The organism is Streptomyces sp. NPDC001941, from assembly GCF_040296945.1.
In the GTDB taxonomy this organism is placed as follows: domain Bacteria; phylum Actinomycetota; class Actinomycetes; order Streptomycetales; family Streptomycetaceae; genus Streptomyces.
Genome location: NZ_JBEOYE010000055.1, coordinates 21,472 through 44,686, shown reverse-complemented (window position 1 = coordinate 44,686; position 23,215 = coordinate 21,472). Strand labels below are relative to the sequence as shown.

Sequence of the window (23,215 nt, the reverse complement as noted above, 5' to 3'; positions counted from 1 at the left end):
GCGGGAGTACCGGGCACGTGCGCGGTACGGGACCCCCGTCGGCCCGTACCGCCCACCGCGTTCACTCCGTGGCCACGGCCCCCAGCACGTCCAGGCGGGCCGCCCTGCGCGCGGGCCGCCAGCCCGCCAGCGCGCCCGCCGCCAGCCCCACGGCCGCGACCAGCAGCAGCCGCGCGACCGGCACCGCGAAGGCGAAGGAGCTGTCGGAGGCGCCGTCCGAGGCGCGTACGAGCACCCAGCCGAGGAACGCGCCGAGACCCAGGCCGCCCAGCGTGCCGAAGGCCGCGACGAGCACCGACTCCCAGCGCACCATCGCCCGCAGCTGCGCCCTGGTCTGGCCGACGGCGCGCAACAGGCCCAGTTCCCGGGTGCGTTCGTGCACCGCGAGGGTGAGGGTGTTGGCGATGCCGAGCAGGGCGATCAGCACGGCGAGCGCGAGCAGCGCGTAGACCAGGGTGAGCATCATGTCGATGCCGCCTGCCGAGGTCCGCGCGTACTCCTCGCGGGTCTGCACGGCCGGAGCGCCGTACGCCCGCGCGGCCCCGTCGACGGCCGCCTTGCCCGCCGCGGTGCCCACGCCGTCCTTGAGCACGACCGACACCAGCCGGTCGGCGTCCTGGGTGCGGTGCGGCGCCCAGGCGGCCCGGGAGACCACGTAGTCGCCCGCCAGCTCCGAACGCCCGTACACCGCCCGGACGGTGAAGGTCGCGCTCGTGCGGTCGGCGAACGTCAGCCGCACCCGGCTGCCGGTGCGCAGGCCCCACGCGTCCGCCTCCGGGCGGGCCAGTGCGAGCCCGTCGGCCCCCAGGCCGTCCAGCGAGCCCTCGACCCGCCCGAGGTCGAAGGCGCGGCCGAGCGCGGCCGGGTCGGTGACGGTCAGCGCGCGGCCCCGCCCGTCGACCTCGGCCACCCCGGTGCCCAGGCCCACGGCGGTCGCCACCTCGGGCAGCTTCGCCAGCGCCGGGGCGAGCCGGGGGCTCAGTCCGCTGCCGCCCGCGCCGAAGGAGGGCGCGCTGACCGCGACGTCGCCGGCGAAGGAGCGGGACACCGTCCGGTCCATGGTCGCCTTGAGGGAGGCGGCGAAGACGGTGAAGAGGGTGACCACGGCGACGCCGATCATCAGGGCGGTGGCGGTGGCCGCGGTGCGCTTGGGGTTGCGCAGCGCGTTGCGGCGGGCCAGGCCCCGGTTGACGCCGCGCAGCGGGCCGCCCAGGGCCCGTACGGCGTACGTGGAGGCGAGCGGGCCGAGCACCACCAGGGCGGCCAGGGCGAGCACCGCGCCGGCGCCGGTGAGCCAGAGCGAGTCCGTGCCCAGGCTGAGCCCGAGCGCGGCGGCCAGGACCGCGCACCCGGCGAGCGCGCGGGGGCGGGAGGCGGCGGAGCGGTCCACGGCGCTCTCGCGCAGGGCGGCGAGCGGGGCGGTGCGCCCGGCCCGCAGCGCGGGCAGCAGGGCCGAGCCCAGGCACACCAGCACCCCGACGGCGAGCGGCAGGACCAGCGAGGGCCACCGGATCACCAAGTCCCCTTCGGGGAAGGGGAATCCGATCGCCGGGAAGAGGGCCTGCAGGCCCGCGGCGACGCCGATGCCGCCGAGCAGCCCGGCCGCCGACGCGGCCAGCGCCACGACCGCGGCCTCCGCCAGCGTCGAGGCCACCACCTGCCGCCGCACCGCGCCCAGGGCGCGCAGCAGGGCGTTCTCCCGGGTGCGCTGGGCGACGACGATCGCGAAGGTGTTGTGGATGGAGAACACCGACACCAGCAGCGCCACCCCGGAGAAGACCAGCAGGAAGGTGGTGAACAGGGTGAGGAACTGGCCGGAGACCATCTCGGTGCTCTGCTCGGCGGACTCCTGCCCGGTGATCGCCTCGACCCCCTGCGGCAGTACGGGAGCCAGCGCGTCCACCAGCTGCCGCTGCGATACGCCGTCGGCCGCCCTGACCTGCACGGACGCGGCGCGTCCCGGGCGCGGCCCGAGGTACTTCTCCGCGTCGGCCCGGGTCATGCCGGTGAAGGTGACCTGCCCCATGCCGTCCTCGCCGCCGAAGGTGGCCAGGCCCACGATCCGCACCCGCACCGGGTCGGGCGTGCGCAGCACGGTGGTGTCGCCGAGCGCCAGGCCGCCCGCCTTCGCGGCGCCCCGGTTGACGACGACCTCGCCGGTGGCGCGCGGGGCCCGGCCCTCGGCGAGCCGGTAGGGGTTGAGGCGGGCGTCCTCGATCCAGTTGCCGGCCGTGGTGGGCGGACCCTGGCCGCCGACCGCCTTGCCGTCGGCGCCGACGAGCTGGCCCGCGCCCTCGATCCTCGGCTCGGCGGCGGCCACTTGGGGCAGCCGGGCCAGCGTGGTGGCCAGCGAGGCGTCCACGGACTGCCGGGTGCCCTCGGACTGCCCGGGCACGGTCACCGTGTCCGCGCCGCGCACCACCGCGTCCGTACCGCTGGTGGCGCCCGCGAACATCGAGTCGAAGCTCGCCCGCAGGGTGTCCCCCATGACCAGGGTCCCGGCGAGGAACGCGACGCCGAGGAGCACGGCGGTGAACGTCCCGGCGAAGCGCCGCTTGTGGGCGCGCAGCGAGGCGAGGCTGAGCCGCAGCGAGGTGCGGGCGGCACTCATGTGCCTGTCCTTTCCGCGGAGTCGGGCACGAGTGCGATCGGTCCGGGAACGGCCGACGGTGAAGTGGGTCGAGGGGCCGGCGTGTTGGCGTCGAAGGCCTTCATCCGGTCCAGGACGCGGTCCGCGGTGGGCCGCTCCATCCGGTCCACCAGGCGCCCGTCGGCGAGGAAGACCACCTCGTCGGCGTGGCTCGCGGCGACCGGGTCGTGGGTGACCATGACGACCGCGCGGCCGGTGGTGCGGGCAGTGCGGCCGAGCAGCCGCAGCACCTCCTCGCCCGCCCGGGAGTCCAGGTTGCCGGTCGGTTCGTCGGCGAAGACCACGTCCGGGTCGCCCGCGAAGGCGCGGGCGACCGCGACCCGCTGCTGCTGGCCGCCGGACAGCTCGGACGGGCGGTGGTGCAGCCGGTCGCGCAGCCCGACGGTGTCCACGAGCGCGTCCAGCCGGCCGGCGTCGGGGGCACGCCCGGCGAGGTCCAGCGGCAGCGTGATGTTCTCGGCGACCGTGAGGGTGGGCAGCAGGTTGAAGGCCTGGAAGACGAAGCCGACGCGGTCCCTGCGCAGCAGGGTGAGCCTGCGGTCGTCCAGGTCCGACAGGGCGGTGTCGCCGATGAGGGCGGCGCCCGAGGTGAGCGTGTCGAGCCCGGCCGCGCAGTGCAGCAGGGTGGACTTGCCGGAGCCGGAGGGGCCCATGATCGCGGTGAAGCGGCCGGCCGGGAAGGCGACGCTCACCCCGTCCAGGGCGCGGACCTCGGTGTCGCCGCGCCCGTAGACCTTGACGGCGTCGACGACCCGGGCGGCGGGGGCGCTCACGCCCGGCCGCCCTTGCCGGTGCGCCCGAACTGCTCGTCCAGGACGCTGAGGCGGCGCCAGTACTCGTCCTCGTCGATCTCGCCGGAGGCGAAGCGGTGGCCGAGCACGGCGATCGGCGAACGGCTCTCCGGCCCGTCCCCACGGGGGCCGGGGCGGCGCCCGTGCCACACGGTGCGGCGCAGGAAGGTGACGACGGTCAGGGCGACGGCGGCCCAGACCAGGGGGAAGAACAGCACCCAGGGCCCGGGGCCCTCGTGGGCGAGGGCGGTGGCGGTGTGCACGGCGGCCTCCTCGGTCGCGGACGGTGCCGCGACGCCCGGTGGCGGCGCGGTCTGACGCGCTTCGAGCCTCGCCCCGCGCGGGGTGCCGCGTCGTCGTACGGCCAGCGGCCGTGTGCGTACCCCCACGGGAGTACGGGGCCGGGCGCGGCCTGCTCCCGGCGGCGCCGGGGGCCGCACCGGGTGTGCTGTACCAACTGGTAGGTAAACTGTCGGCATGAGCACCCGGGAGCGACTCGTCCAGGCCACCCGCGCCCTGCTGTGGGAGCGCGGCTACGTGGGCACCAGCCCCAAGGCGATCCAGCAGCAGGCCGGCGCCGGGCAGGGCAGCATGTACCACCACTTCAGCGGCAAGCCCGAGCTGGCCCTCGCCGCGATCGAGGCCTCGGCGGGGGAACTGCGGCGGGCCGCCGAGTCCGCGCTGGACGGCCCCGGCACCGCGCACGCGCGCGTGGCGGCCTATCTGCTGCGCGAGCGCGACGCGCTGCGCGGCTGCCCGGTCGGGCGCCTGACCATGGACCCGGACGTCTTCGCGAGCGCCGAACTGCGCGCCCCGGTGGACGAGTTGTTCGACTGGCTGCGCGGCCGTCTCGCTTCGGTGGTGCGCGAGGGCGTGGCGGCGGGCGAGCTGGCCCCGGAGCTCGACCCGGAGCGCACGGCGGCCACGATCGCCGCGACCGTGCAGGGCGGCTACGTCCTGGCGCGCGCCTCGGGCACGGCGGACGGGTTCGACGCGGCGGTGCGCGGCCTGCTCGACCTGCTGGCCCCGCCGGCCAACTGACGTACACCACCAGCGTTTCGAGGAGCAGCCCCGTGCACGCGATGCAGTACGAGATCACCCTGCCCGCCGACTACGACATGCGGATCATCCACGACCGGGTGGCCACCCGCGGCCATCTGCTGGACGACTTCCCCGGCCTGGGGCTCAAGGCCTACCTCGTGCGGGAGCGCGCGGACGGGGCACCGGTCAACCAGTACGCGCCGTTCTACCTGTGGGTGGCGCCCGAGGGCATGAACGACTTCCTGTACGGACCCGGCTTCCAGGGGATCGTGAACGACTTCGGCCGCCCGGTCGTGCAGCACTGGACCGGCCTGGCCCACCGGGAGGGCGCGGAGTCCGCGGCGGTGCCCACGCACGCGACCCGCCACCGGACGGCGGTGCCGGAGGGCCTGGCACCGGCGGACGCGGTGGCGGCGGCGCTGGAGGAGAACCGGCGGCTGGCGCGGAGCGCGGGCGCGGTGGCCTCGGCGGTGGCGGTGGACCCGCGCCACTGGGAACTGCTGCACTTCACGCTGTGGGCGGGCGGGGCGCCGGACGCGCCCGGCGAGCTCTTCCGGGTGCTGCACCTGTCGCAGCCCCAGCGTGGTGGACTCGCGGACGGACGGCGGGAGTCCACGGCCTTCTGAACGACGGAACCCCACTGGCCGCCGAGCGGCGGGAGCCAACCGCCCGCTGAGCCGCCCGGCCGCTTCCTCAGGCGTTCGCCACCGGTCTTCCCAGCGCCGCGAGCGGATCGTCGAGGACCGGCTGCCAGGCCAGTTCCGCGGCGCCGACCAGGCTGTTGTGGTCCAGCGAGCAGGCCAGGATCGGCACTCCCCCGCTGCGGCCCCACAGGCTGCGGTCGGCGACCACGGCGCGCAGCCGGTCCGGGTCCGCGTCGAGCAGGGCGCGGTGCAGGCCGCCCAGGACGATCCGGTCCGGGTTGAGGATGTTGACCAGGCCCGCGAGGCCGAGGCCGAGGCGGTCGACGAGTTCCTCGGTGGCCAGCCGTACCCCCGGCTCGTCGCGCTCGTCGCGCAGCAGGTCGCGGGCCTGCTGGAGCAGCGAGACCTCGGGGCCCGGCTCGCGCCCGGCGGCGGCCAGGAACGCCATCGGGTCGGTCTCGACGTCCAGGCAGCCCCGGCCGCCGCAGTGGCAGGGGCGGCCCTCGGGGTTCACGGTGAGGTGGCCGACCTCCAGGGCCAGGCCCGAACTCCCGCTGTGCAGGCGGCCGTCGAGGACGAGCGCGCCGCCGACGCCGCGGTGCCCGGTGGCGACGCAGAGCAGGTCGCGGGCGCCCCGCCCGGCGCCGTGGCGGTGCTCGGCCAGGGCGGCGAGGTTGACGTCGTTCCCGGTGAAGGCGGGGCCTTCGATGCCGGCGTCCCGCACCCGCTCGGCGAAGACCTCGCGCACCGGGGAGCCCGCGGGCCAGGCCAGGTGCAGCGGGTTGAGGGCGAGGCCCTCGGGCTCGGCGACGGCCGAGGGCACCGCGAGTCCCGCGCCCACGCAGCGGCGGCCGGAGGCGCGCAGCAGCTCCGCGCCCGCCTCCACCACGGCGCCGAGCACCTGCGCCGGGTCCTCGGAGACGGTGACGCAGCCGGGGGCGGTGGCCACGATCGCGCCGCCGAGGGAGACCAGCGCGGCGCGGAAGCCGTCGGCGTGCACCTGCGCGGCGAGCGCGACGGGCCCCTCGTCGTCGACGAACAGGCGGTGCGAGGGGCGGCCCTGGGCCCCGGCGGGAGCGGTGGGCCGGGAGTCGACCCGGATGAGTCCGAGGGCCTCCAGTTCGGCGGCGACGGCGCCCGCCGTGGCGCGGGTCACGCCCAGTTCCGAGGTCAGGACGGCTCGGGTGGGGGCGCGGCCCGTGTGCACCAGTTCCAGCGCCGGTCCGAGGGCGCCACGGCCCCGGTCGAGCCGCGTGCGGGGGGTTGTCGCCTTGCCGTTCATGAGGGCGAGTCTCCCATGATCCGCGGCGCCGGTGGCCCGCGCGGCGCCCGCTCGTCGCGGGTGGCGGGCCGCCTTGTCGCGGGTGGCGGGCCGCCCCTATGCTGAGTTTGTGCCGCACCTAAACAAACTACGGACGGCCGTTCAGGGGGGCCCGGGCGGAGACACCGCCCCACCTTCCCTGTCCCGCCTCCGCACCGCCCTGACCCTCTTCTTCGCCCTCGACGGCTTCCTGTTCGCCGGCTGGGTCGTCCGCATCCCCGCGATCAAGCAGCAGACCGGCGCCTCCGCCGGCGACCTCGGCCTCGCCCTGCTCGGCGTGTCCGCCGGCGCGGTCGTCACCATGACGCTCACCGGCCGCCTCTGCCACCGCTACGGCAGCCACCCCGTCACCGTCGTCTCCGCCGTCCTGATGTCCCTGAGCATCGCCCTGCCGCCGCTCACCCGCTCCCCGCTCGCCCTCGGCCTGGTCCTGCTGGTCTTCGGCGCCGCGTACGGCGGGATCAACGTCGCGATGAACAGCGCCGCCGTCGACCTGGTCGCCGCCCTGCGCCGCCCCGTGATGCCGTCCTTCCACGCCGCCTTCAGCCTCGGCGGCATGACCGGCGCCGGGCTCGGCGGACTCGTCGCGGGCGGCCTGTCCCCCACCGCCCACCTGCTCTGCCTGACCGGCGCCGGGCTGCTGCTGACCGCCGCCGCCGGACCCGTACTGCTGCGCCACCCCTCGCCCGCGCCCCCGGAGCGCGCCACGGGGTCCCGTACGCCCGCCGGCACCCGGCCCCCGCGCCTGGAGGGCCGGGCGCGCCGCCTGGTGGCCGTCTTCGGCGCGATCGCGCTGTGCACGGCGTACGGGGAGGGCGCGATGGCCGAGTGGGGCGCGCTGCACCTGGAGCAGGACCTGTCCGCGCACCCGGGCGTCGCCGCCGCCGGGTACTCGCTCTTCGCGCTCGCCATGACCGCCGGGCGCCTCTCGGGCACCGCGCTGCTCGAACGCCTCGGCCAGACCCGCACCCTCGTCGCGGGCGGCGCCACCGCCTCGCTCGGCATGCTGCTCGGCGCCCTCGCCCCCACCGTGTGGCTCGCCCTGCTCGGCTTCGCCGTCACCGGCCTGGGCCTGGCCAACCTCTTCCCGGTGGCCGTGGACCGCGCGGGCGCCCTCGCCGGGCCCGGCGGGGTGGCCGCCGCCTCCACGGTCGGCTACGGCGGGATGCTGCTCGGGCCGCCCACCATCGGGTTCGTCACCGAGTGGTCCTCCCTGCCGGTCGCCCTGACCACGGTCGCGGCCCTCGCCGCGGGCGCGGCCCTGATCGGCTACGCGGCCCGCAACGCGACGGCGCCGCGGCCCGGTTGAGTACCCGTACTCAGGCGGACGTCCGCCGCGCCGGACACACTGGTCGCCATGATCACCCCAGTCCCCGCCTCCCGTCCGGTGCTCCGGTGGCTGCGCGGCGCGGCCCGTACGGCCCTGTGGAACCCGCTCTCCACGCCGTACCTCGTCGTCGCCCTCCTCGCGATCCTCGTGGCCATGGGCGACGGCGGTTCCGACGCGGCGGGGTTCCTCTCGCTCGCGCTCGCCCTGCCGGTCGGCCCGGTGCTCTTCCGCGGCGCCGACTCCCTGTTCCCGCACGGCATGTCCGACGGCGCGCTCATGTCGGCGTTCGTCGTGGCGTACCTGCTCAACGCACTGCTCCTCGGCCTCCTCCTGCGCGTCCTGCGGTCGCCGCACGCCCGTGCGAAGGGACCCGTGCCGCACTGGCACAATCCCCCGCATGGAGACAACTGAGCTGATCGCGTCCCTGGCCCGCGAGGGCGAGTTGCTCGCCCTGGCCGCCGAGCGGGCGGGGTCCGACGCCCCCGTGCCGACCTGCCCCGGGTGGCGGACGCGGGACCTGGTGCGGCACGTGAGCAGGGTCCACCGGTGGGCCGGGACCCTCGTCGCCGAGCGGCACGCCTCGTACGTCCCCGACTCCGGGGACCCCGACCTCGACGGGGACGCCCTGGTCCGCCACTACCGCGAGGGCCTCGCCCTGCTGGTGGCCGCCCTCACCGAGGCGCCCGACGACCTGGAGTGCTGGACCTTCCTGCCCGCGGACGGCGCGCGCGCCTTCTGGGCCCGCCGCCAGCACCACGAGACGACGGTCCACCGCGTCGACGCCGAGTCGGCCCTCGCCCCCGTGGGCGCGGCCACCCCGGTCGCCCCGGCGCTCGCCGCCGACGGCATCGACGAGCTCCTGCTCAGCTTCCACGGCCGCGAGCGCAGCCGGGTGCGCACCGCCGCGCCGCGCACCCTGCGGGTACGGGCCACGGACACCGGCGACGCCTGGACCGCGCGACTGTCGCCCGACGCGCCGCCCGTCACCGCGCGCGGCGAAGAGGGCACCGCCGACTGCGAGTTGAGCGGGACCGCGCACGACCTCTACCTGTACCTGTGGAACCGGCTGCCCGCCGACGCGCTCAAGCCCGCCGGTGACGCCGAGGTCGTCCGGACCTGGCGGGAGACGTCCGCCGTCACCTGGTCCTGACGGACGCGCCCCGGGTGGCTCCTCAGTCCAGCCAGCCGGGGCGCACCAGGCCCGACTCGTAGGCCAGGACCACCAGTTGGGCCCGGTCGCGGGCGCCCAGCTTCACCATCGCGCGGCTCACGTGGGTCTTGGCGGTGAGCGGGCTGACCACCAGGCGGCGGGCGATCTCCTCGTTGGACAGGCCCATCCCCACCAGCGCCATCACCTCCCGCTCGCGCACGGTCAGACCGCTCAGCGCGGGCGGGTCCACCGGCACCTTGGAGCGGGCCGCGAACTCGGCGATCAGCCGCCGGGTCACCCCGGGCGAGAGCAGCGCGTCGCCCTCCACCACCGCCCTGACCGCGCGCAGGAGTTCGTCCGGCTCGGTGTCCTTCACGAGGAAGCCCGAGGCGCCCGAGCGGATCGCCTCGAAGACGTACTCGTCCAGCTCGAACGTCGTCAGCATCACCACCTTCACCGCACCGAGCCCCGGCTCCCCGGTGATGCCCCGGGTCGCCGCGAGGCCGTCGAGCACCGGCATCCGGATGTCCATCAGGACCACGTCCGGCACCGACTCCCCCACCAGGCGCACCGCTTCGGCCCCGTCGGCGGCCTCCCCGACCACCTCGATGTCGGGCTGCGCGTCCAGCAGCGCCCGGAACCCGGCGCGCACGAGCAGCTGGTCGTCGGCGAGCAGGACGCGGATCACGGCGTCTCCTCCGGGGCGTCGGCGGGCGGTTCCAGGGGGTGTTCGGGCGGCTCCAGGGGCAGCGCGGCCTCGACGCGGAAGCCGCCGTCCGGGCGCCGTCCCGCCTCGATCGTGCCACCGAGCGCGGCGGCGCGCTCCCGCATCCCGGCCAGGCCGTTGCCGCTGCCGCCCGCGTCGGAGCCGGTCGCGGGCCCCTCGTCGTCGATCCGCAGCTCCAGGCGCCCGGGCGGGAACGCCAGGCGCACCCGGGCGGTACGGGACGAGGAGTGCCGCACCACGTTCGTCAGCGCCTCCTGCACGATCCGGAACGCCGCCAGCTCCGTGCCCGGCGCCAGCGGAGGCCGCTCCCCCGGACCCTCCACCGCCACGCGCAGCCCGGCCGCCGCCGCCTGCCGCACCAGCTCCGGCAGCCGGTCCAGGCCCGGCGCCGGGGCGCGCGGCGCCTCACCGGGGGCCCGCAGCGTGTCCAGGACCTGGCGCACCTCGCCCAGCGCCTCCTTGCTGGCGGCCTTGATCGTGGTCAGCGCCGTGCGCGCCTGCTCCGGGTCGGAGTCCAGGAGCGCCAGGCCCACCCCCGCCTGGACGTTGATCACCGAGATCGAGTGGGCCAGCACGTCGTGCAGCTCCCGGGCGATCCGCAGCCGCTCCTCGTCGGCGCGCCGCCGCTCGGCCGCGGCCCGCTCGGCGCGCGCCCGCTGCCCCTGCTCGCGGCGCGTCCTGGCCAGCTCGGAGGCCGCCAGTACGGCCATGACCCAGGCGGCGACGGCCAGTTCCTGCCCCCAGGGCGCCGCGCGGTCGCCGGCCGGCGGCAGCCACGCGTACAGCCAGTGGCCCACCACCACGTGCCCGAGCCAGAGCAGCCCCAGCGCCCACCAGGCGGCCCTGCGGTGCCCGGCGACGACGGCGGCGAAAGCCGCCACCACGACCGGTACGAACACCGGCCCGTACGGGTAACCCGCCCCCAGGTAGACCAGGACCGTCGCCGCGACGGCGAACACCACCGGGACCGGACGGCGCCCCCGCAGGAGCAGCAGGGCGGGGCCGAGGACGAGCAGCACCCGGGCCAGGGCGTCCAGGGGCACCCGCTCGGGCTGGCGGTGCGCGACCAAGTGGCTGCCGAGGACGACGAGGACGGCCACCAGCAGCGTGGACCGCCAGGGCAGCCGGGCCTGCGCGCCCGCACCCGCCCAGCGCTCCCAGCGCGGGCCCTCGTGTGAGCGTGGTGACGTGGTCCCGTCGCGTAGAGGGGTGCCGTCGGCGCGGGTCCGCGGCGGGGAGATGTACCGCTCGTCCATACCGCCACGCTAGACGCGCCGGGTCCCGCCCGACGTCCGCCGGGCGGGGTGGTCGCGCCTACTCCCCCGGGAGTACGCGGGCCCCGCCCCGCCACACCGCTACGTCAGCCCCACCTCGTACGCGAGCCGGGCCGCCGCGTGCCGGAAGAACGCCTCGCGCTCCTCGACCACCGGTGTTCCGCATCACGGTCACCCCGTGAGCCGGTCCTCCCCACCTTGCCGCGCCCTCGGCCCGCGCCACCACGCCCCGTACGACCGGCCCTCTCCCCCTCAGCCCCTGCGCTCCAGCAGGTCCATCGCGCGCCGCGCCATCGCGTGCGTACGCACGAGGCCCGCCAGGGTCGTCGAGCCGCGCGTGATGTCGGCGAACGCCTTCCACGCGGGCCGCAGCCCGGTGATCGCCGCGTGCAGCACCCCGGGGCGGCGCTCGAACAGCGTCAGCATCCGCCGCCCGACCGCCATCTCCACACCGAGCCCGGCCTTGACGGCGAACGCGTAGTTGAGGGCCTGACGGCGGGCGTCGACCGCGTCGTGCGACTCGGCGATCCGCACCGCCCACTCCCCCGCCAGACGGCCGGAGCGCAGCGCGAAGGAGATTCCCTCGCGGGTCCAGGGTTCGAGCAGGCCCGCCGCGTCGCCGCAGACCAGGACCCGGCCGCGGGAGAGCGGCGAGTCGTCGCTGCGGCAGCGGGTGAGGTGGCCGGAGGAGATCTTCGGCTCGAACCCGGCGAGACCGAGCCGGGCGATGAAGTCCTCCAGGTACTGCTTGGTGGCGGCCCCCTCGCCGCGCGCGGAGATCACGCCGACGGTGAGGACGTCGCCCTTGGGGAACACCCAGCCGTAACTGCCGGGCATCGGGCCCCAGTCGATGAGCACCCGCCCCCGCCAGTCCTCGGCGACCGTCGCGGGCACCGGGATCTCCGCCTCCAGGCCGAGGTCGACCTGGTCCATCGTGACCCCGACGTGTGCTCCTATCCGGCTGGCGCTGCCGTCGGCGCCGACCACGGCGCGCGCCAGGACCGTCTCGCCGTCGGACAACACGACCGCGACGGTGCGCCGGTCGGGCACCGCCGTGCCGTGCTGCTCGACCCGGGAGACGGTGACGCCGGTGCGCAGCTCGGCGCCCGCCTTCTGCGCCGCCTCGACCAGGCCCTGGTCGAACTCGGGCCGGTTGATCAGCCCGAACAGCATCCGGCGCGAGCGCCGGGTGCGGGTGAAGCGGCCGTTGAGGGAGAACGTGACGGCGTGCACGCGGTCCTGGAGCGGGAGCTCGAAGCCGGGCGGCAGCGCGTCGCGGGAGGGGCCGATGATGCCGCCCCCGCAGGTCTTGTAGCGGGGCAGCTCGGACTTCTCGAGGAGCAGCACCCGCCGTCCCTCGTTGGCCGCCGCGTGCGCCGCGGAGGCTCCCGCCGGTCCGGCGCCGACCACCACGACGTCCCAGACGGGGGCGTCCGCGCCGTCGGCGGACTCGTCCCCAGCGGCTCCAGCGGCTGCGTTCTCGCTGCTCACGATGTGTTCCTGCTCCTGATCAGACCCGGGTCCCATGCTCAGGACCGCATCCTACGGCGAGAGGGCTCCCCGCCCCTTGTGGGAGGATCACACCTGTATTCGCCCTACACACAACACACACGTCGTACGGGCCGGCGGCACACCCGCCGGGAGCCCACGACACCTTCACAACGTCGTACCCGCGAGGAGCGTGCCCATGACCGCCCACCCGATCGCCGAGACCGTCGCGTCCCTGATGCCCCGCGCCAAGGCGGAGCTCGCGGAGCTGGTGGCCTTCCAGTCGGTGGCGGACGAGGCCGTGGCCCCGAAGAGCGAGTGCGAGGCCGCCGCGGCCTGGGTCGCGGACGCGCTGCGGGCGGAGGACTTCGAGGACGTGGCGGTGCTCGACACCCCCGACGGTTCGCAGGCGGTGTACGGCGTGCTGCCGGGGCCCGCGGACGCCCCGACGGTCCTGCTGTACGCGCACTACGACGTGCAGCCGATGCTGGACGAGGCCGCGTGGGTGTCCCCGCCGTTCGAGCTGACCGAGCGGGACGGCCGCTGGTACGGGCGCGGGGCAGCCGACTGCAAGGGCGGCTTCATCATGCACCTGCTCGCGCTGCGCGCCCTGAAGGCGAACGGCGGGGTGCCGGTGACGGTCAAGATGATCGTCGAGGGCTCCGAGGAGCAGGGCACGGGCGGCCTCGAGCGGTACGCGCAGGCCAACCCGGAGCTGCTGACCAGCGACGCGATCGTGATCGGCGACACCGGCAACTTCCGGCTCGGCCTGCCCACGGTGACGTCGGCGCTGCGCGGGATGACGATGATCAGGGTCTCGGTCGAGACGCTGCGCGGCAACCTGCACTCGGGCATGTTCGGCGGCGCCGCCCCGGACGCGCTGGCCGCGCTGATCCGCGCGCTGGACTCGCTGCGGGCGGAGGACGGCTCGACGGTCATCGAGGGCCTGGAGCCGGACGGGGTGTGGGACGGACTGCAGTACCCGGAGGAGGACTTCCGGACGGACGCCAAGGTCCTGGACGGCGTGGGCCTGCCGGGCAACGGCACGGTCGCCGACCGGCTGTGGGCGCGCCCCGCGGTGACGGTGGTCGGCATCGACTGCCACCCGGTGGCGGGCGCGACGCCGTCGATCCCGTCGACCGCCCGGGCGCAGATCAGCCTGCGGATGCCGCCCGGCGTGGACGCGACCGAGGCGACGAAGCTGCTCTTCGCCCACCTGGAGAAGCACGTGCCGTGGAACGCGCGCGTGTCGTTCGAGCAGGTGGGGCAGGGCGACGCGTTCCGCGCGGACGTCGAGAGCCCGGCGTACCGCTCGATGGCGGAGGCGATGGCGGTCGCGTACCCCGGTCAGGAGATGCAGGCGGCGGGCATGGGCGGCTCCATCCCGCTGACCAACGCGCTGGCGGCGCTGTACCCGGAGGCGGAGATCCTGCTGATCGGGCTGAGCGAGCCGGAGGCGCAGATCCACGCGGTCAACGAGTCGGTGTCGCCGCAGGAGCTGGAGCGGCTGTCGGTCTCGGAGGCGCTGTTCCTCTCCAACTACGCGCAGTCCAAGCGCGGTTGACACGGGCGCGATCGGTACGTGACGGGGCGGGCGGCCTTGACGGGCCGCCCGCCCCGCTCCCTGTGGGAACGGACCGGGCGTCACGATCCGGGCGTAACGGTCCGGGCGGAATGGTTCCCGCCGTCGTTGCGCGTCGGGCGAAGATCGCCGGGAGCGTAGTCGCGTGCGCCGGGCGGTGATCGGTCCGTACGTTCACGGCATGGACTTCATCGAGGTGACACCGCGACTGCACATGCTCCGCTTCCCGATCGGCCAGGCCTACCTCTGGCGCGACGGCGCGGAGCTGACCCTCGTCGACGCCGGCTGGCACGGCTCGGCCCCCGAGATCGAGCAGGCGCTGCGCGGCGCCGGCCTGGACCCCGGCGGGCTGCGCCGGATCGTCATCACGCACGGGCACCGCGACCACGTGGGCGCGGCCGGTGAGCTGGCCGCGCGGTTCGGCGCCGAGGTGCTCGCCCACCGCCTCGACGCCCCGCTGGTGCGCGGCGCGGCCCCGGTCCCGGACCCGGTGCTCCTGGACTGGGAGGAGCCGCTGTACGCGCACGGGCTGACCGTCCCCGACATGCCGTCCACCCCGGTGGACCGGGAGCTGGAGGACGGCGACGAGCTGCCGTTCGGCGACGGCGCCCGGGTGGTGCACGTCCCCGGGCACACGCCGGGCTCGATCGCCGTCCACCTGCCGCGCCACGACGTGCTGTTCACCGGGGACACGGTCTCCACGCTCGGCGGGGTGATGCTCGGCGTCTTCCACGTGGACCGCGAGCAGGTGCGGGAGTCGGGCCTGAAGCTGGCCGGACTCGCCCCGGCCACGGTGTGCGTGGGCCACGGCGACCCGCTGACCGTGGACGCGGCGAAGACGCTGCGGGAGGTGGCCGAGGCGGCCTGAGCCCCGGCCGGACCCCTGACCCGAACCAGCCGCCCGCGCGCCCCGGCCTCCCCCTGTCCCCGTACCGGCCGTCCCCGGACCGGGTGGTGGACGCCGCTCACCCCACCGGCACCCCCGCCTCCAGGTTGAGCACCGTCCCGCGCTCCCGGGCCCGCAGGGCCCAGCGCAGGCGCTCGTAGCGGTTGGGCGGCAGCATGGTGGCGGCCTCCGCCTCGGTGGCGAACCGCCAGCCGCGCAGCTCGGAGCCGGGGAGCACCAGGTCGCGGGCGGTGTCGGGGGCGATCCGGCCGCCGTCGAAGAGCAGCCGCAGCCCGCCGTAGCCGGGGTGGCGGGGCGGCTCCCAGTCGACGACGAGCAGCCTGGGGACCGCCTCCAGGGTGATGCCGATCTCCTCGGCGACCTCCCGGATGCCGGCGCGCGCGGGCGGTTCGCCCTGTTCGACGACACCGCCGGGGAACTCCCAGCCGGGCTTGTAGGTGGGGTCGACGAGCAGCACCCGGTCCCGGTCGTCGAAGAGCAGCACCCCCGCGGCCAGCGTCTCGCCGCGCGGCTCCGGGGTCTGCACGATCGAACACGGCGCCGCGGCCCCGGAGTCCAGGGCCGCGACGACGGCCTCGGCGGTCTCCCGGGGGGTGAGGCGGCTGTTGTCGACGCGGTGGGCGTCGGCGCCGAGCCAGCCGCCGAGGGCCGCCAGGTAGGGCTCGACGTGGTCGTACGACCACTGGCGCACGCGCTGTTCGGCCTCGGGCGCGTCGGGCTCCTCGCGGGCGGCGATGCGTGCCCGCAGGATCGTTTCCTCCGGTGTCAGGACGATGTGGTGCACGGCGATGCGGCGGGAGGCGAGCCCGCCGAACACCTCGTCGCGGTACTCCTGTCTGAGCAGGGTCATCGGCACCACGAGCACCCCGCCCAGCTCGGCGAGGAGCGCGGCCGCGGTGTCGACGACCATCCGCCGCCAGATCGGCAGGTCCTGGAAGTCGTCGACCTCGGCGAGGCGTTTGTGCGGCAGCAGGTTGCGCAGCCCGAAGCCCGTCAGCTCGGGGTCGTACAGCGTGCTGTTCGGGATCAGGTCGATCAGTTCGCGCACCGTGCTGGTCTTGCCCGCGCCGAACGTACCGTTGACCCAGACGATCACGGTTCCCCCTCATCTCCGTGGCCCGCAGTCGTAGCCCCCTGTGGCTTGCCCGGAACACCCTGCCACGGAAACCCGTGTTCGGGACCCGGCAGCCTGTGCGGGGTGCGACTGTGACCGTGCTGTTGCCGGTTCGCCACCACCCGGGGACCCCTCCGGTGCGTCCCTTGTGTCAGGGCAACGGTGACCGCGGCGGGAGGACCGTCGTTGGAGCCGGTAGCCGGACCGAGGAAGACGAAGAGGGGTGCGCGATGCGCCGTACGGTGCTGGAGAGGTTTCCCGCGGGGGGACCGCGCGGCAGCTGGCCCGCCGAGGAGTTCGCCCGGGCCCGCAGGGACGAGGGCCTGGCCGCGGAGGTGGTGATGGACCTGGACACCGACGCGTTCCTGGTCGTGGTGGCCCCCGGGGCGGCCGAGCCGGTCGGCTGAGCACCCGGTCCCGGGCGACGCCGCGCCCCGGGCCTCCGGCACCCCGGCCCCCGGGTGTCCGGGATGCCAGCGCCCGGCGCCCGCGCGGCCGTTCGGACCCGCCGCGCCTCAGCCGCCCAGCGCCGCCGCCCGGTCCGCCGCGCTCCTCGACCCCACGGGCCTCGGGGCCGCGGCCGCCGCGCCGAGCAGGCCCGCGTCGGTGCCGGTGAGCGCGGGGGCGACCACCAGGCCGCGTACGAAGGAGAGCGTCGCGTAGTCCGCGAGCGCCCGGCGCAGCGGCGCGAAGAGCACCTCGCCCGCCCCCGCGACGCCCCCGCCGATCACGGCTATCTCGATCTCCACCAGCGTCGCGGTCGCCGCGATCCCCGCCGCGAGGGCCTGCGCCGCCCGCTCGAACGACGCCACGGCCACCGGGTGCCCGGCGTGCGCCGACGCCGCGACGGCCGCCGCCGAGGCGTCGCCGTCCGGGCCCGGCGTCCAGCCGCCCGCCAGGGCGCGCCGCGCGATGTTGGGGCCGCTGGCGATGCGTTCGACGCAGCCGCGCGCGCCGCACGGGCAGGCGTCGCCGTCCAGGTCCACGCTGATGTGGCCGATGTGGCCCGCGTTGCCGGTGGGTCCGGTGTGCAGCTTGCCGCCGAGGACCAGGCCGCCGCCGACACCCGTGGAGACCACCATGCAGAGCGCGTTGGCGTGACCGCGCGCGGCGCCCTGCCAGTGCTCGGCCGCGGTCATCGCGACGCCGTCGCCGACCAGTGCCACGGGCAGTCCGCCGACCGCCGCGCGCACCCGCTCGACCAGCGGGTAGCCGCGCCAGCCGGGCACGTTGACCGGGCTGACCGTACCGGCGGAGGCGTCCACCGGGCCCGCGCTGCCGATGCCGACGGAGCCGACGCCCGGCCACAGCGGGGAGCCGGCCAGCTCGGCGAGGACGGCCTCCACGGCCCGCATGACCGTCTCGCCGTCCTCGCGCGCGGGGGTGGGGCGCTGCGCCCGCAGGAGGATCCGGCCGCCGTCGTCCACCAGGGCGCCCGCGATCTTGGTGCCGCCGATGTCGAGCGCGGCGACGAGGTCGTTGTGCATCGGTTCCGGTTCCCCCATGGTGACGTCGGTGTCGAGGCCGTACGGTATGGCGCGAACGTGCCGCGCCGCACGGCGGATCCGGTGAAGGACCGCACCGCACCGTACGTGCGGAACACAGTCTCCATTCCCTTGACAACGTTGTCTAGGGCCTATGCTCGACGCCACACCGTTCCACCCGACGACAGGACAGCGCACCGTGGCCGAAATCGCCCGCCGCACCGAGCACCGCTACGGCAACCGGCCCACCATGAAGGACGTCGCCTCCCGCGCGGGCGTGGGCCTGAAGACCGTCTCGCGCGTCGTGAACGGCGAGCCCGGCGTCACCCCCGAGACCGAGCGGCGCGTGCAGGAGGCCATCGAGGCCCTGGGCTTCCGCCGCAACGACAGCGCCCGGGTGCTGCGCAAGGGGCGCACCGCCTCCATCGGCCTGGTCCTGGAAGACCTCGCGGACCCCTTCTACGGGCCGCTCAACCGCGCCGTCGAGGAGGTCGCCCGGGCCCACGGCGCGCTGCTCATCAACGGCTCCAGCGCCGAGGACCCGGACCGGGAACAGGAGTTGGTGCTGGCGCTGTGCGCGCGCCGGGTCGACGGACTGATCGTGATCCCGGCGGGCGACGACCACCGCTACCTGGAGCCGGAGATCAAGGCGGGCGTCGCCACCGTCTTCGTGGACCGCCCGGCCGGGCGCATCGACGCCGACGTGGTGCTCTCCGACAGCTTCGGCGGCGCCCGGCAGGGGGTGGCGCACCTGATCGCGCACGGCCACCGCAGGATCGGCTTCGTCGGCGACCAGCCGCGCATCCACACGGCGGTGGAGCGGCTGCGCGGCTACCGGGCGGCGATGGAGGACGCGGGCATGGAGGTGGACGACTCCTGGGTCTCGCTGGGCACGACCGCGCCGGACCGGGTGCGCGCGGCAGTGGAGGAGATGCTGTCCGGGCCCGAGCCGGTGACCGCGCTGTTCGCGGGCAACAACCGGGTGACCGTGACGGCCGTGCGGGTGCTGGCCGGGCGCGAACACCCCGTCGCCCTGGTCGGGTTCGACGACATCGAGCTGGCCGACCTGCTGGGCATCACGGTCATCGCGCAGGACGCGGCGGCGCTGGGGCGCACGGCCGCCGAGCGGCTGTTCCGCCGCCTGGACGGGTTCGAGGACGAGCCCGCGCGCACCGAGCTGCGCACGGTGCTGATCCCGCGCGGCTCCGGCGAGGTGCCGGGCCCGGGGGCCTGATCTCCGTAGGCCGCGTCTTCAAGATCCCCACGCCACCCGGGCGGGGCGCGGTCAGCACACCGGCAGCCCCGGCAGCGGGGCGTCGTTGTCGCCGCCCTTGATGTAGACCACGCTGAAGTAGACGTTGGTGTTGCCGCTGTCGTCGTCGGTGCGGGCCCACCAGTGGTTGGTCCACTTCCCGTACGTCTCGCGGCGGCCCAGGTCGACCTGGCAGTAGAAGTAGTTGGTGCCCGCGCCCAGGACGCCCATCTCGCCGCCGTCGTGCCGGTAGGTCTTGGCCGAGCGGTAGACCGTGCAGTCGTACTTCCCGCCGCCGGCGGCGTGGCAGGCCGGGGCGGGCGCCGGGTCCTGTCCTCCCCCGCCGCCGGTACCGCTGCCCGCGCCGCCGGTCGGCCGGGGGGTGGGCTTGGTGCCGGGCCGGGGCGCGCGGGAGGCGGAGGGCCGCGGGGAGGGCCCGGCGGTGGCGCGGTCGCCGGTGCGCGGCGAGGGGTCGTCGGCGCCGGGCTCGCCGGCCGTGGAGGCGGACGCGGGTGCCGACGGGCCGGGAGCACTGGCGCCCGGCTCCAGGACGCGCCCGTCCTCGCCCCGCTGCTCCGGGCTCGCCGCGCCGCCGCCCGCCGCGGACCGCCCGGTGGCGGTCTCGCCGCCGCCCATGAGGGCGTAGGTGACGCCGCCCCCGGCGAGCACGACGGCCGCCGCGGCGGCGGCCACGACCACCCGGGTACGGCTCCGGCGTCCGCGGCCGCCCTCGCCCGAAGGTCCGCCCCCGCCGGGCAGCGGCACGGCGGAGGTGGGCACGGCGGGAACGGGGGCGGGTTCGGGGACGGCGGGTCCGAAGGCGCCGGGAGCGGGGGCGGACGCCGGGCCGAAGCCCACCGGGCGGTGCGGCACGGCGTTGCGGACGGTCGGTACGCGGGTGTGCGCGGGCGGCCCCAGCGGCGCCGTGGAGGTGTCGGCCCGCCCCTCGGCCACGTCCGCGAGCAGCCGCGCCGCCGTCGCCGCGTCGGGCCGCAGGGCCGGGTCCTTGTGCATCAGGAGGCGCAGTACGGGGGCGAGCGGCCCGGCCCTGCGGGGCTCGGGCAGCGGCTCCACGACGATGGCGTTGAGCGTGGACCAGGTGGAGGTGCGGCGGAAGGGCGAGGCGCCCTCCACCGCCGCGTACAGGGTGGCTCCCAGGGCCCACACGTCGGAGGCCGGTCCGGGCTGGTGGCCCTGGGCCCGCTCGGGCGCCAGGTAGTCGAGCGAGCCGACGAGTTCGCCGCTGCGGGTCAGACGGGTGGCCGAGCCGTCGCCGGGGTCCTCCATGGCGGCGATGCCGAAGTCGGTGAGGACGACCCGGCCGCCCCGGTCGAGCAGCACGTTGCCGGGCTTGACGTCCCGGTGCAGCACTCCGGCCGCGTGGGCGGCGGCGAGGGCGTCCAGGACCCCCGCGCCGATCCGGGCCGCCTCCAGCGGCTCCAGGACGCCGCGCTCGTGCAGCACGTCGTCGAGCGAGGGCCCGTCGACGAGCTCCATGACGATGACGGGGCGGCCGTGGTGGTCGGCGACGTCGTGGACGGCGATGACCCCGGGGTGGCGGACCCGCGCGGCGGCCCGGGCCTCGCGGCGCATCCGCAGCCGCAGGTCGGCCAGTTCGGGGCCGGAGGAGTCGGTGTACGTACGGAGCTCCTTCACGGCCACCTCGCGGCCCAGGACCTCGTCGACGGCGCGGTGCACCACGCCCATGCCGCCCTTGCCGAGCTGCCGGACGACCCGGTAACGCCCGGCGATCGGCTCCCCCGGCCCGGCCGCCTCGCGCGGCCCGGCGGCTTCACCCGGCCCGGACCGGTGCTCCTGCGCCGCCCCGTGGTCCTGTCCGGCGCCGTGCTCATGTCCTGCCCGGTGGTCCTGCCCCGGCCTGTCGTCCCCCGAAGACACAGCGGCCCCGTTCCCCTCGTCGCGCGTGTGGTCGCGTACAGGGTACGGGGCCGCTGTGACAGGGCCTTCGGGTGCTTACAGGGCCGTGGCCGTCAGGTCGCCGCGGCGCGGGGCGGCGAAGCCGTCCAGGTCGGCGCGGGTCAGCCCGGTGAGGGCGGCGACCTCCGCCTCGCCCAGGGCGCCGCAGTTCAGGCCGCGGAGCAGGTAGGAGGCGAGGGCCTTGGCGGTGGCGGGCTCGTCCATCACGTCGCCGTCGGTGTGGCTGACGTAGGCGGCAAGACGGGCGGCGGCGGCCTCGAAGCCCTCGCGGTAGAAGGCGAAGACGGCGGCGTAGCGGGTGGGGATGTGGCGGGGGTGCATGTCCCAGCCCTGGTAGTAGGCGCGGGCCAGGGCGCGGCGGGTGAGGCCGTAGTGCAGGCGCCAGGCCTCGTGGACCTTCTCGGTGCTGCCGACGGGCAGGACGTTGGTGGAGCCGTCGGAGACGCGCACGCCGGTGCCCGCAGCGGCGACCTGCATGACGGCCTTGGCGTGGTCGGCGGCCGGGTGGTCGCTGGCCTGGTAGGCGGCGGAGACGCCGAGGCAGGCGCTGTAGTCGAAGGTGCCGTAGTGCAGTCCGGTGGCGCGGCCCTCGGCGGCCTCGATCATGCGGGAGACGGTGGCGGTGCCGTCGGGGCCGAGGATGGACTGGCTCGTCTCGATCTGGATCTCGAAGCCGATGCGGCCGGCGTCCAGGCCGTGGGCCTTCTCGAAGGCCTCGACCAGGCGGGTGAAGGCGGTGACCTGCTCGGCGTAGGTGACCTTGGGCAGGGTGAGGACCAGTCCGTCGGGCAGGCCGCCGTGCTCCATCAGGCCGGTGAGGAAGACGTCCAGGGTGCGGATGCCGCGGTCGCGGACGGCCGCCTCCATGCACTTCATGCGGATGCCCATGTACGGGGCCGCCGTGCCGTTCTCGTACGCCTCGGTGATCAGCCGGGCGGCGCGGGCCGCGTCGTGGTCCTCGTCGGCGCCCTTGTAGCCGTCCTCGAAGTCGACGCGCAGGTCCTCGACCGGCTCGCTCTCCAGCTTGGCGCGCACGCGCGCGTAGACGTCCTCGGCGAGGTCCTCGCGCAGGCCGACGGCGGCGGCGAAGGAGGCGGCGTCCGGGGCGTGCTCGTCGAGGGCCGCGAGGGCCTGGTCGCCCCAGGAGCGGATGGTGTCGGCGGCGAAGACCTCGCCGGGCACGTACACCGTGTGGACGGGCTGGCGGGTGCCGGGGTCCCCCGGGTAGCGGCGGGCGAGTTCCGCGTCCACCGCGGCGAGGGAGGCGCTGATGCCCTCGCTGACCGCACCGGTCAGGCTCGTCGCCACCTTCTCCTGCTGACCCATTCCCACACCCTCCACAGCTCGCTTTTCCGCTTCACGGAATCAGTAATCCGTATAGCGAAGTTAATGGGCGGTGATGACCTGCGTCAATGCCTTCCCGGCCCTCCTCGATGGTCGCCGGTACGACGCCGGGGCCGCGCGGTGAGTGATCACCACGCGGCCCCGGGCGGGTCCTGCGAGCGGGTCAGCCCTTGCGGGACTGGACCTCCTCGGTCAGCTGCGGCACGACGTCGAACAGGTCGCCGACCACGCCGTAGTCGACCAGGTCGAAGATCGGGGCCTCGGCGTCCTTGTTGATCGCCACGATCGTCTTCGAGGTCTGCATGCCCGCGCGGTGCTGGATCGCGCCGGAGATGCCGGAGGCGATGTACAGCTGCGGGGAGACCGACTTGCCGGTCTGGCCGACCTGGTTGGAGTGCGGGTACCAGCCGGCGTCCACGGCGGCGCGGGAGGCGCCGACGGCGGCACCGAGCGAGTCGGCGAGCTTCTCGATGACCGCGAAGTTCTCGGCGCCGTTGACGCCGCGGCCGCCGGAGACCACGATCGCGGCCTCGGTCAGCTCGGGGCGGCCGGTGGACTCGCGCTCCTTGCGGCTGGTCACCTTGGTGCCGGTGGCGAGCGCGGAGAAGGTCACCGACAGGGCCTCGACGGCGCCGGCGGACGGGGCGGCCTCGACCGGGGCCGAGTTCGGCTTGACGGTGATGACCGGGGTGCCCTGCGAGACGCGGGACTTGGTGGTGAAGGCCGCGGCGAACACGGACTGGGTGGCCACCGGACCCTCGTCACCGGCCTCCAGGTCGATGGCGTCGGTGATGATGCCGGACTTGATGCGCAGCGCCAGGCGGGCCGCGATCTCCTTGCCCTCGGCGGAGGACGGCACCAGCACGGCGGCCGGGGAGACGGCGTTGTACGCGGCCTCCAGGGCGTCCACCTTGGGGACGACCAGGTAGTCGGCGAACTCGGCGGCGTCGGACGTGAGCACCTTGACCGCGCCGTGCTCGGCGAGCACCGCGGCGGTGCCCTCGGCACCGGCGCCCAGGGCGACGGCCACGGGCTCGCCGATGCGGCGGGCCAGGGTCAGCAGTTCCAGGGTGGGCTTGCGGACGGCTCCGTCGACGTGGTCGACGTAGACGAGGACTTCAGCCATGGGACTTCGTATCTCCTGCTGTTGCGAAGGACGGGGGGCGTTGCGTGGCTCT

General features: G+C 75.8%; 21 protein-coding genes. 9 read left to right on the top strand and 12 right to left on the bottom strand.

From position 1 onward, the window contains the following. Window positions 1-61: 61 nt before the first annotated feature. The 3 genes from ABT160_RS30370 to ABT160_RS30360 are packed head-to-tail and all read right to left on the bottom strand — an operon-like array spanning window position 62 to window position 3,704. Entirely contained in the window at window positions 62-2,611 is a 2,550-nt protein-coding gene (locus ABT160_RS30370; protein WP_351651114.1) for an FtsX-like permease family protein, read from the bottom strand. Beyond that, on the bottom strand, window positions 2,608-3,423 hold the full coding sequence (locus ABT160_RS30365; protein ID WP_351651113.1) for an ABC transporter ATP-binding protein: 816 nt from the start codon (window positions 3,421-3,423) through the stop codon (window positions 2,608-2,610). The genes ABT160_RS30370 and ABT160_RS30365 overlap by 4 nt, the downstream gene beginning before the upstream one ends. Then, window positions 3,420-3,704, bottom strand: a complete 285-nt coding sequence (locus ABT160_RS30360) for an SHOCT domain-containing protein (RefSeq protein ID WP_351651134.1) — start codon at window positions 3,702-3,704, stop codon at window positions 3,420-3,422. The genes ABT160_RS30365 and ABT160_RS30360 overlap by 4 nt, the downstream gene beginning before the upstream one ends. Window positions 3,705-3,918: 214 nt before the next feature. Here ABT160_RS30360 and ABT160_RS30355 point away from each other — a divergent pair, with 214 nt between their 5' ends. Both ABT160_RS30355 and ABT160_RS30350 read left to right on the top strand, forming a co-directional pair. Next, window positions 3,919-4,482 (top strand): TetR/AcrR family transcriptional regulator, encoded by a 564-nt coding sequence (locus ABT160_RS30355; RefSeq protein WP_351651112.1) that lies wholly within the window; start codon window positions 3,919-3,921, stop codon window positions 4,480-4,482. A gap of 32 nt (window positions 4,483-4,514) precedes the next feature. Beyond that, the gene (locus ABT160_RS30350) at window positions 4,515-5,108 is read left to right on the top strand and encodes a DUF4865 family protein (protein WP_351651111.1); all 594 of its coding nucleotides are present in this window, start codon (window positions 4,515-4,517) and stop codon (window positions 5,106-5,108) included. Between the two features lie 67 nt (window positions 5,109-5,175). Here the strand turns inward: ABT160_RS30350 and ABT160_RS30345 are convergent, their stop codons facing one another. After that, window positions 5,176-6,408, bottom strand: a complete 1,233-nt coding sequence (locus ABT160_RS30345) for an ROK family protein (RefSeq protein ID WP_351651110.1) — start codon at window positions 6,406-6,408, stop codon at window positions 5,176-5,178. Between the two features lie 109 nt (window positions 6,409-6,517). Between ABT160_RS30345 and ABT160_RS30340 the strand changes: the two genes are divergently transcribed. From ABT160_RS30340 to ABT160_RS30330, 3 genes are read left to right on the top strand one after another with little or no spacing between them, the layout of a single operon-like run. Then, entirely contained in the window at window positions 6,518-7,756 is a 1,239-nt protein-coding gene (locus ABT160_RS30340; RefSeq protein ID WP_351651109.1) for an MFS transporter, read from the top strand. 48 nt (window positions 7,757-7,804) lie between these two features. Beyond that, the gene (locus tag ABT160_RS30335; protein ID WP_351651108.1) at window positions 7,805-8,188 is read left to right on the top strand and encodes an SCO4225 family membrane protein; all 384 of its coding nucleotides are present in this window, start codon (window positions 7,805-7,807) and stop codon (window positions 8,186-8,188) included. After that, window positions 8,175-8,927, top strand: a complete 753-nt coding sequence (locus tag ABT160_RS30330) for a maleylpyruvate isomerase family mycothiol-dependent enzyme (protein ID WP_351651107.1) — start codon at window positions 8,175-8,177, stop codon at window positions 8,925-8,927. Before ABT160_RS30335 ends, ABT160_RS30330 begins: the two co-directional genes overlap by 14 nt. Window positions 8,928-8,949: 22 nt before the next feature. On the opposite strand, the gene ABT160_RS30325 is transcribed toward ABT160_RS30330, so the two are convergent. The 3 genes from ABT160_RS30325 to ABT160_RS30315 all read right to left on the bottom strand — a co-directional run bounded on the left by ABT160_RS30325 (window position 8,950) and on the right by ABT160_RS30315 (window position 12,419). Continuing rightward, complete coding sequence (locus tag ABT160_RS30325; protein ID WP_351651106.1) at window positions 8,950-9,615, bottom strand: response regulator transcription factor; 666 nt, start codon at window positions 9,613-9,615, stop codon at window positions 8,950-8,952. Further along, on the bottom strand, window positions 9,612-10,910 hold the full coding sequence (locus ABT160_RS30320; RefSeq protein WP_351651105.1) for a sensor histidine kinase: 1,299 nt from the start codon (window positions 10,908-10,910) through the stop codon (window positions 9,612-9,614). Before ABT160_RS30320 ends, ABT160_RS30325 begins: the two co-directional genes overlap by 4 nt. A gap of 270 nt (window positions 10,911-11,180) precedes the next feature. After that, entirely contained in the window at window positions 11,181-12,419 is a 1,239-nt protein-coding gene (locus ABT160_RS30315) for a geranylgeranyl reductase family protein (RefSeq protein WP_502984328.1), read from the bottom strand. 196 nt (window positions 12,420-12,615) lie between these two features. Here ABT160_RS30315 and ABT160_RS30310 point away from each other — a divergent pair, with 196 nt between their 5' ends. Both ABT160_RS30310 and ABT160_RS30305 read left to right on the top strand, forming a co-directional pair. Further along, entirely contained in the window at window positions 12,616-13,980 is a 1,365-nt protein-coding gene (locus tag ABT160_RS30310) for a dipeptidase (protein ID WP_351651103.1), read from the top strand. Between the two features lie 199 nt (window positions 13,981-14,179). Continuing rightward, window positions 14,180-14,866 (top strand): MBL fold metallo-hydrolase, encoded by a 687-nt coding sequence (locus ABT160_RS30305; RefSeq protein ID WP_351651102.1) that lies wholly within the window; start codon window positions 14,180-14,182, stop codon window positions 14,864-14,866. 97 nt (window positions 14,867-14,963) lie between these two features. On the opposite strand, the gene ABT160_RS30300 is transcribed toward ABT160_RS30305, so the two are convergent. Further along, window positions 14,964-16,001 carry an NUDIX hydrolase gene (locus ABT160_RS30300; RefSeq protein ID WP_351651101.1) on the bottom strand — a complete coding sequence of 346 codons (1,038 nt, stop codon included), beginning with the start codon at window positions 15,999-16,001 and terminating at the stop codon, window positions 14,964-14,966. Window positions 16,002-16,249: 248 nt separating this feature from the next. On the opposite strand from ABT160_RS30300, the gene ABT160_RS30295 reads away from it, so the two are divergent. Beyond that, window positions 16,250-16,426: a DUF8839 family protein gene (locus ABT160_RS30295; protein WP_351651100.1), complete on the top strand. Its 177-nt coding sequence runs from the start codon at window positions 16,250-16,252 to the stop codon at window positions 16,424-16,426. Window positions 16,427-16,534: 108 nt separating this feature from the next. On the opposite strand, the gene ABT160_RS30290 is transcribed toward ABT160_RS30295, so the two are convergent. Beyond that, window positions 16,535-17,506 (bottom strand): ROK family protein, encoded by a 972-nt coding sequence (locus ABT160_RS30290; RefSeq protein WP_351651133.1) that lies wholly within the window; start codon window positions 17,504-17,506, stop codon window positions 16,535-16,537. A 151-nt stretch (window positions 17,507-17,657) separates the two neighbouring features. Between ABT160_RS30290 and ABT160_RS30285 the strand changes: the two genes are divergently transcribed. Beyond that, complete coding sequence (locus tag ABT160_RS30285) at window positions 17,658-18,737, top strand: LacI family DNA-binding transcriptional regulator (protein WP_502984327.1); 1,080 nt, start codon at window positions 17,658-17,660, stop codon at window positions 18,735-18,737. 51 nt (window positions 18,738-18,788) lie between these two features. Here the strand turns inward: ABT160_RS30285 and ABT160_RS30280 are convergent, their stop codons facing one another. From ABT160_RS30280 to ABT160_RS30270, 3 genes are all read right to left on the bottom strand, one after another. Continuing rightward, complete coding sequence (locus ABT160_RS30280; RefSeq protein WP_351651132.1) at window positions 18,789-20,507, bottom strand: serine/threonine-protein kinase; 1,719 nt, start codon at window positions 20,505-20,507, stop codon at window positions 18,789-18,791. Between the two features lie 222 nt (window positions 20,508-20,729). Beyond that, complete coding sequence (locus ABT160_RS30275; RefSeq protein WP_351651098.1) at window positions 20,730-22,019, bottom strand: DUF6986 family protein; 1,290 nt, start codon at window positions 22,017-22,019, stop codon at window positions 20,730-20,732. A gap of 181 nt (window positions 22,020-22,200) precedes the next feature. Further along, window positions 22,201-23,163 (bottom strand): electron transfer flavoprotein subunit alpha/FixB family protein, encoded by a 963-nt coding sequence (locus ABT160_RS30270; protein WP_351651097.1) that lies wholly within the window; start codon window positions 23,161-23,163, stop codon window positions 22,201-22,203. Window positions 23,164-23,215 lie beyond the last annotated feature (52 nt).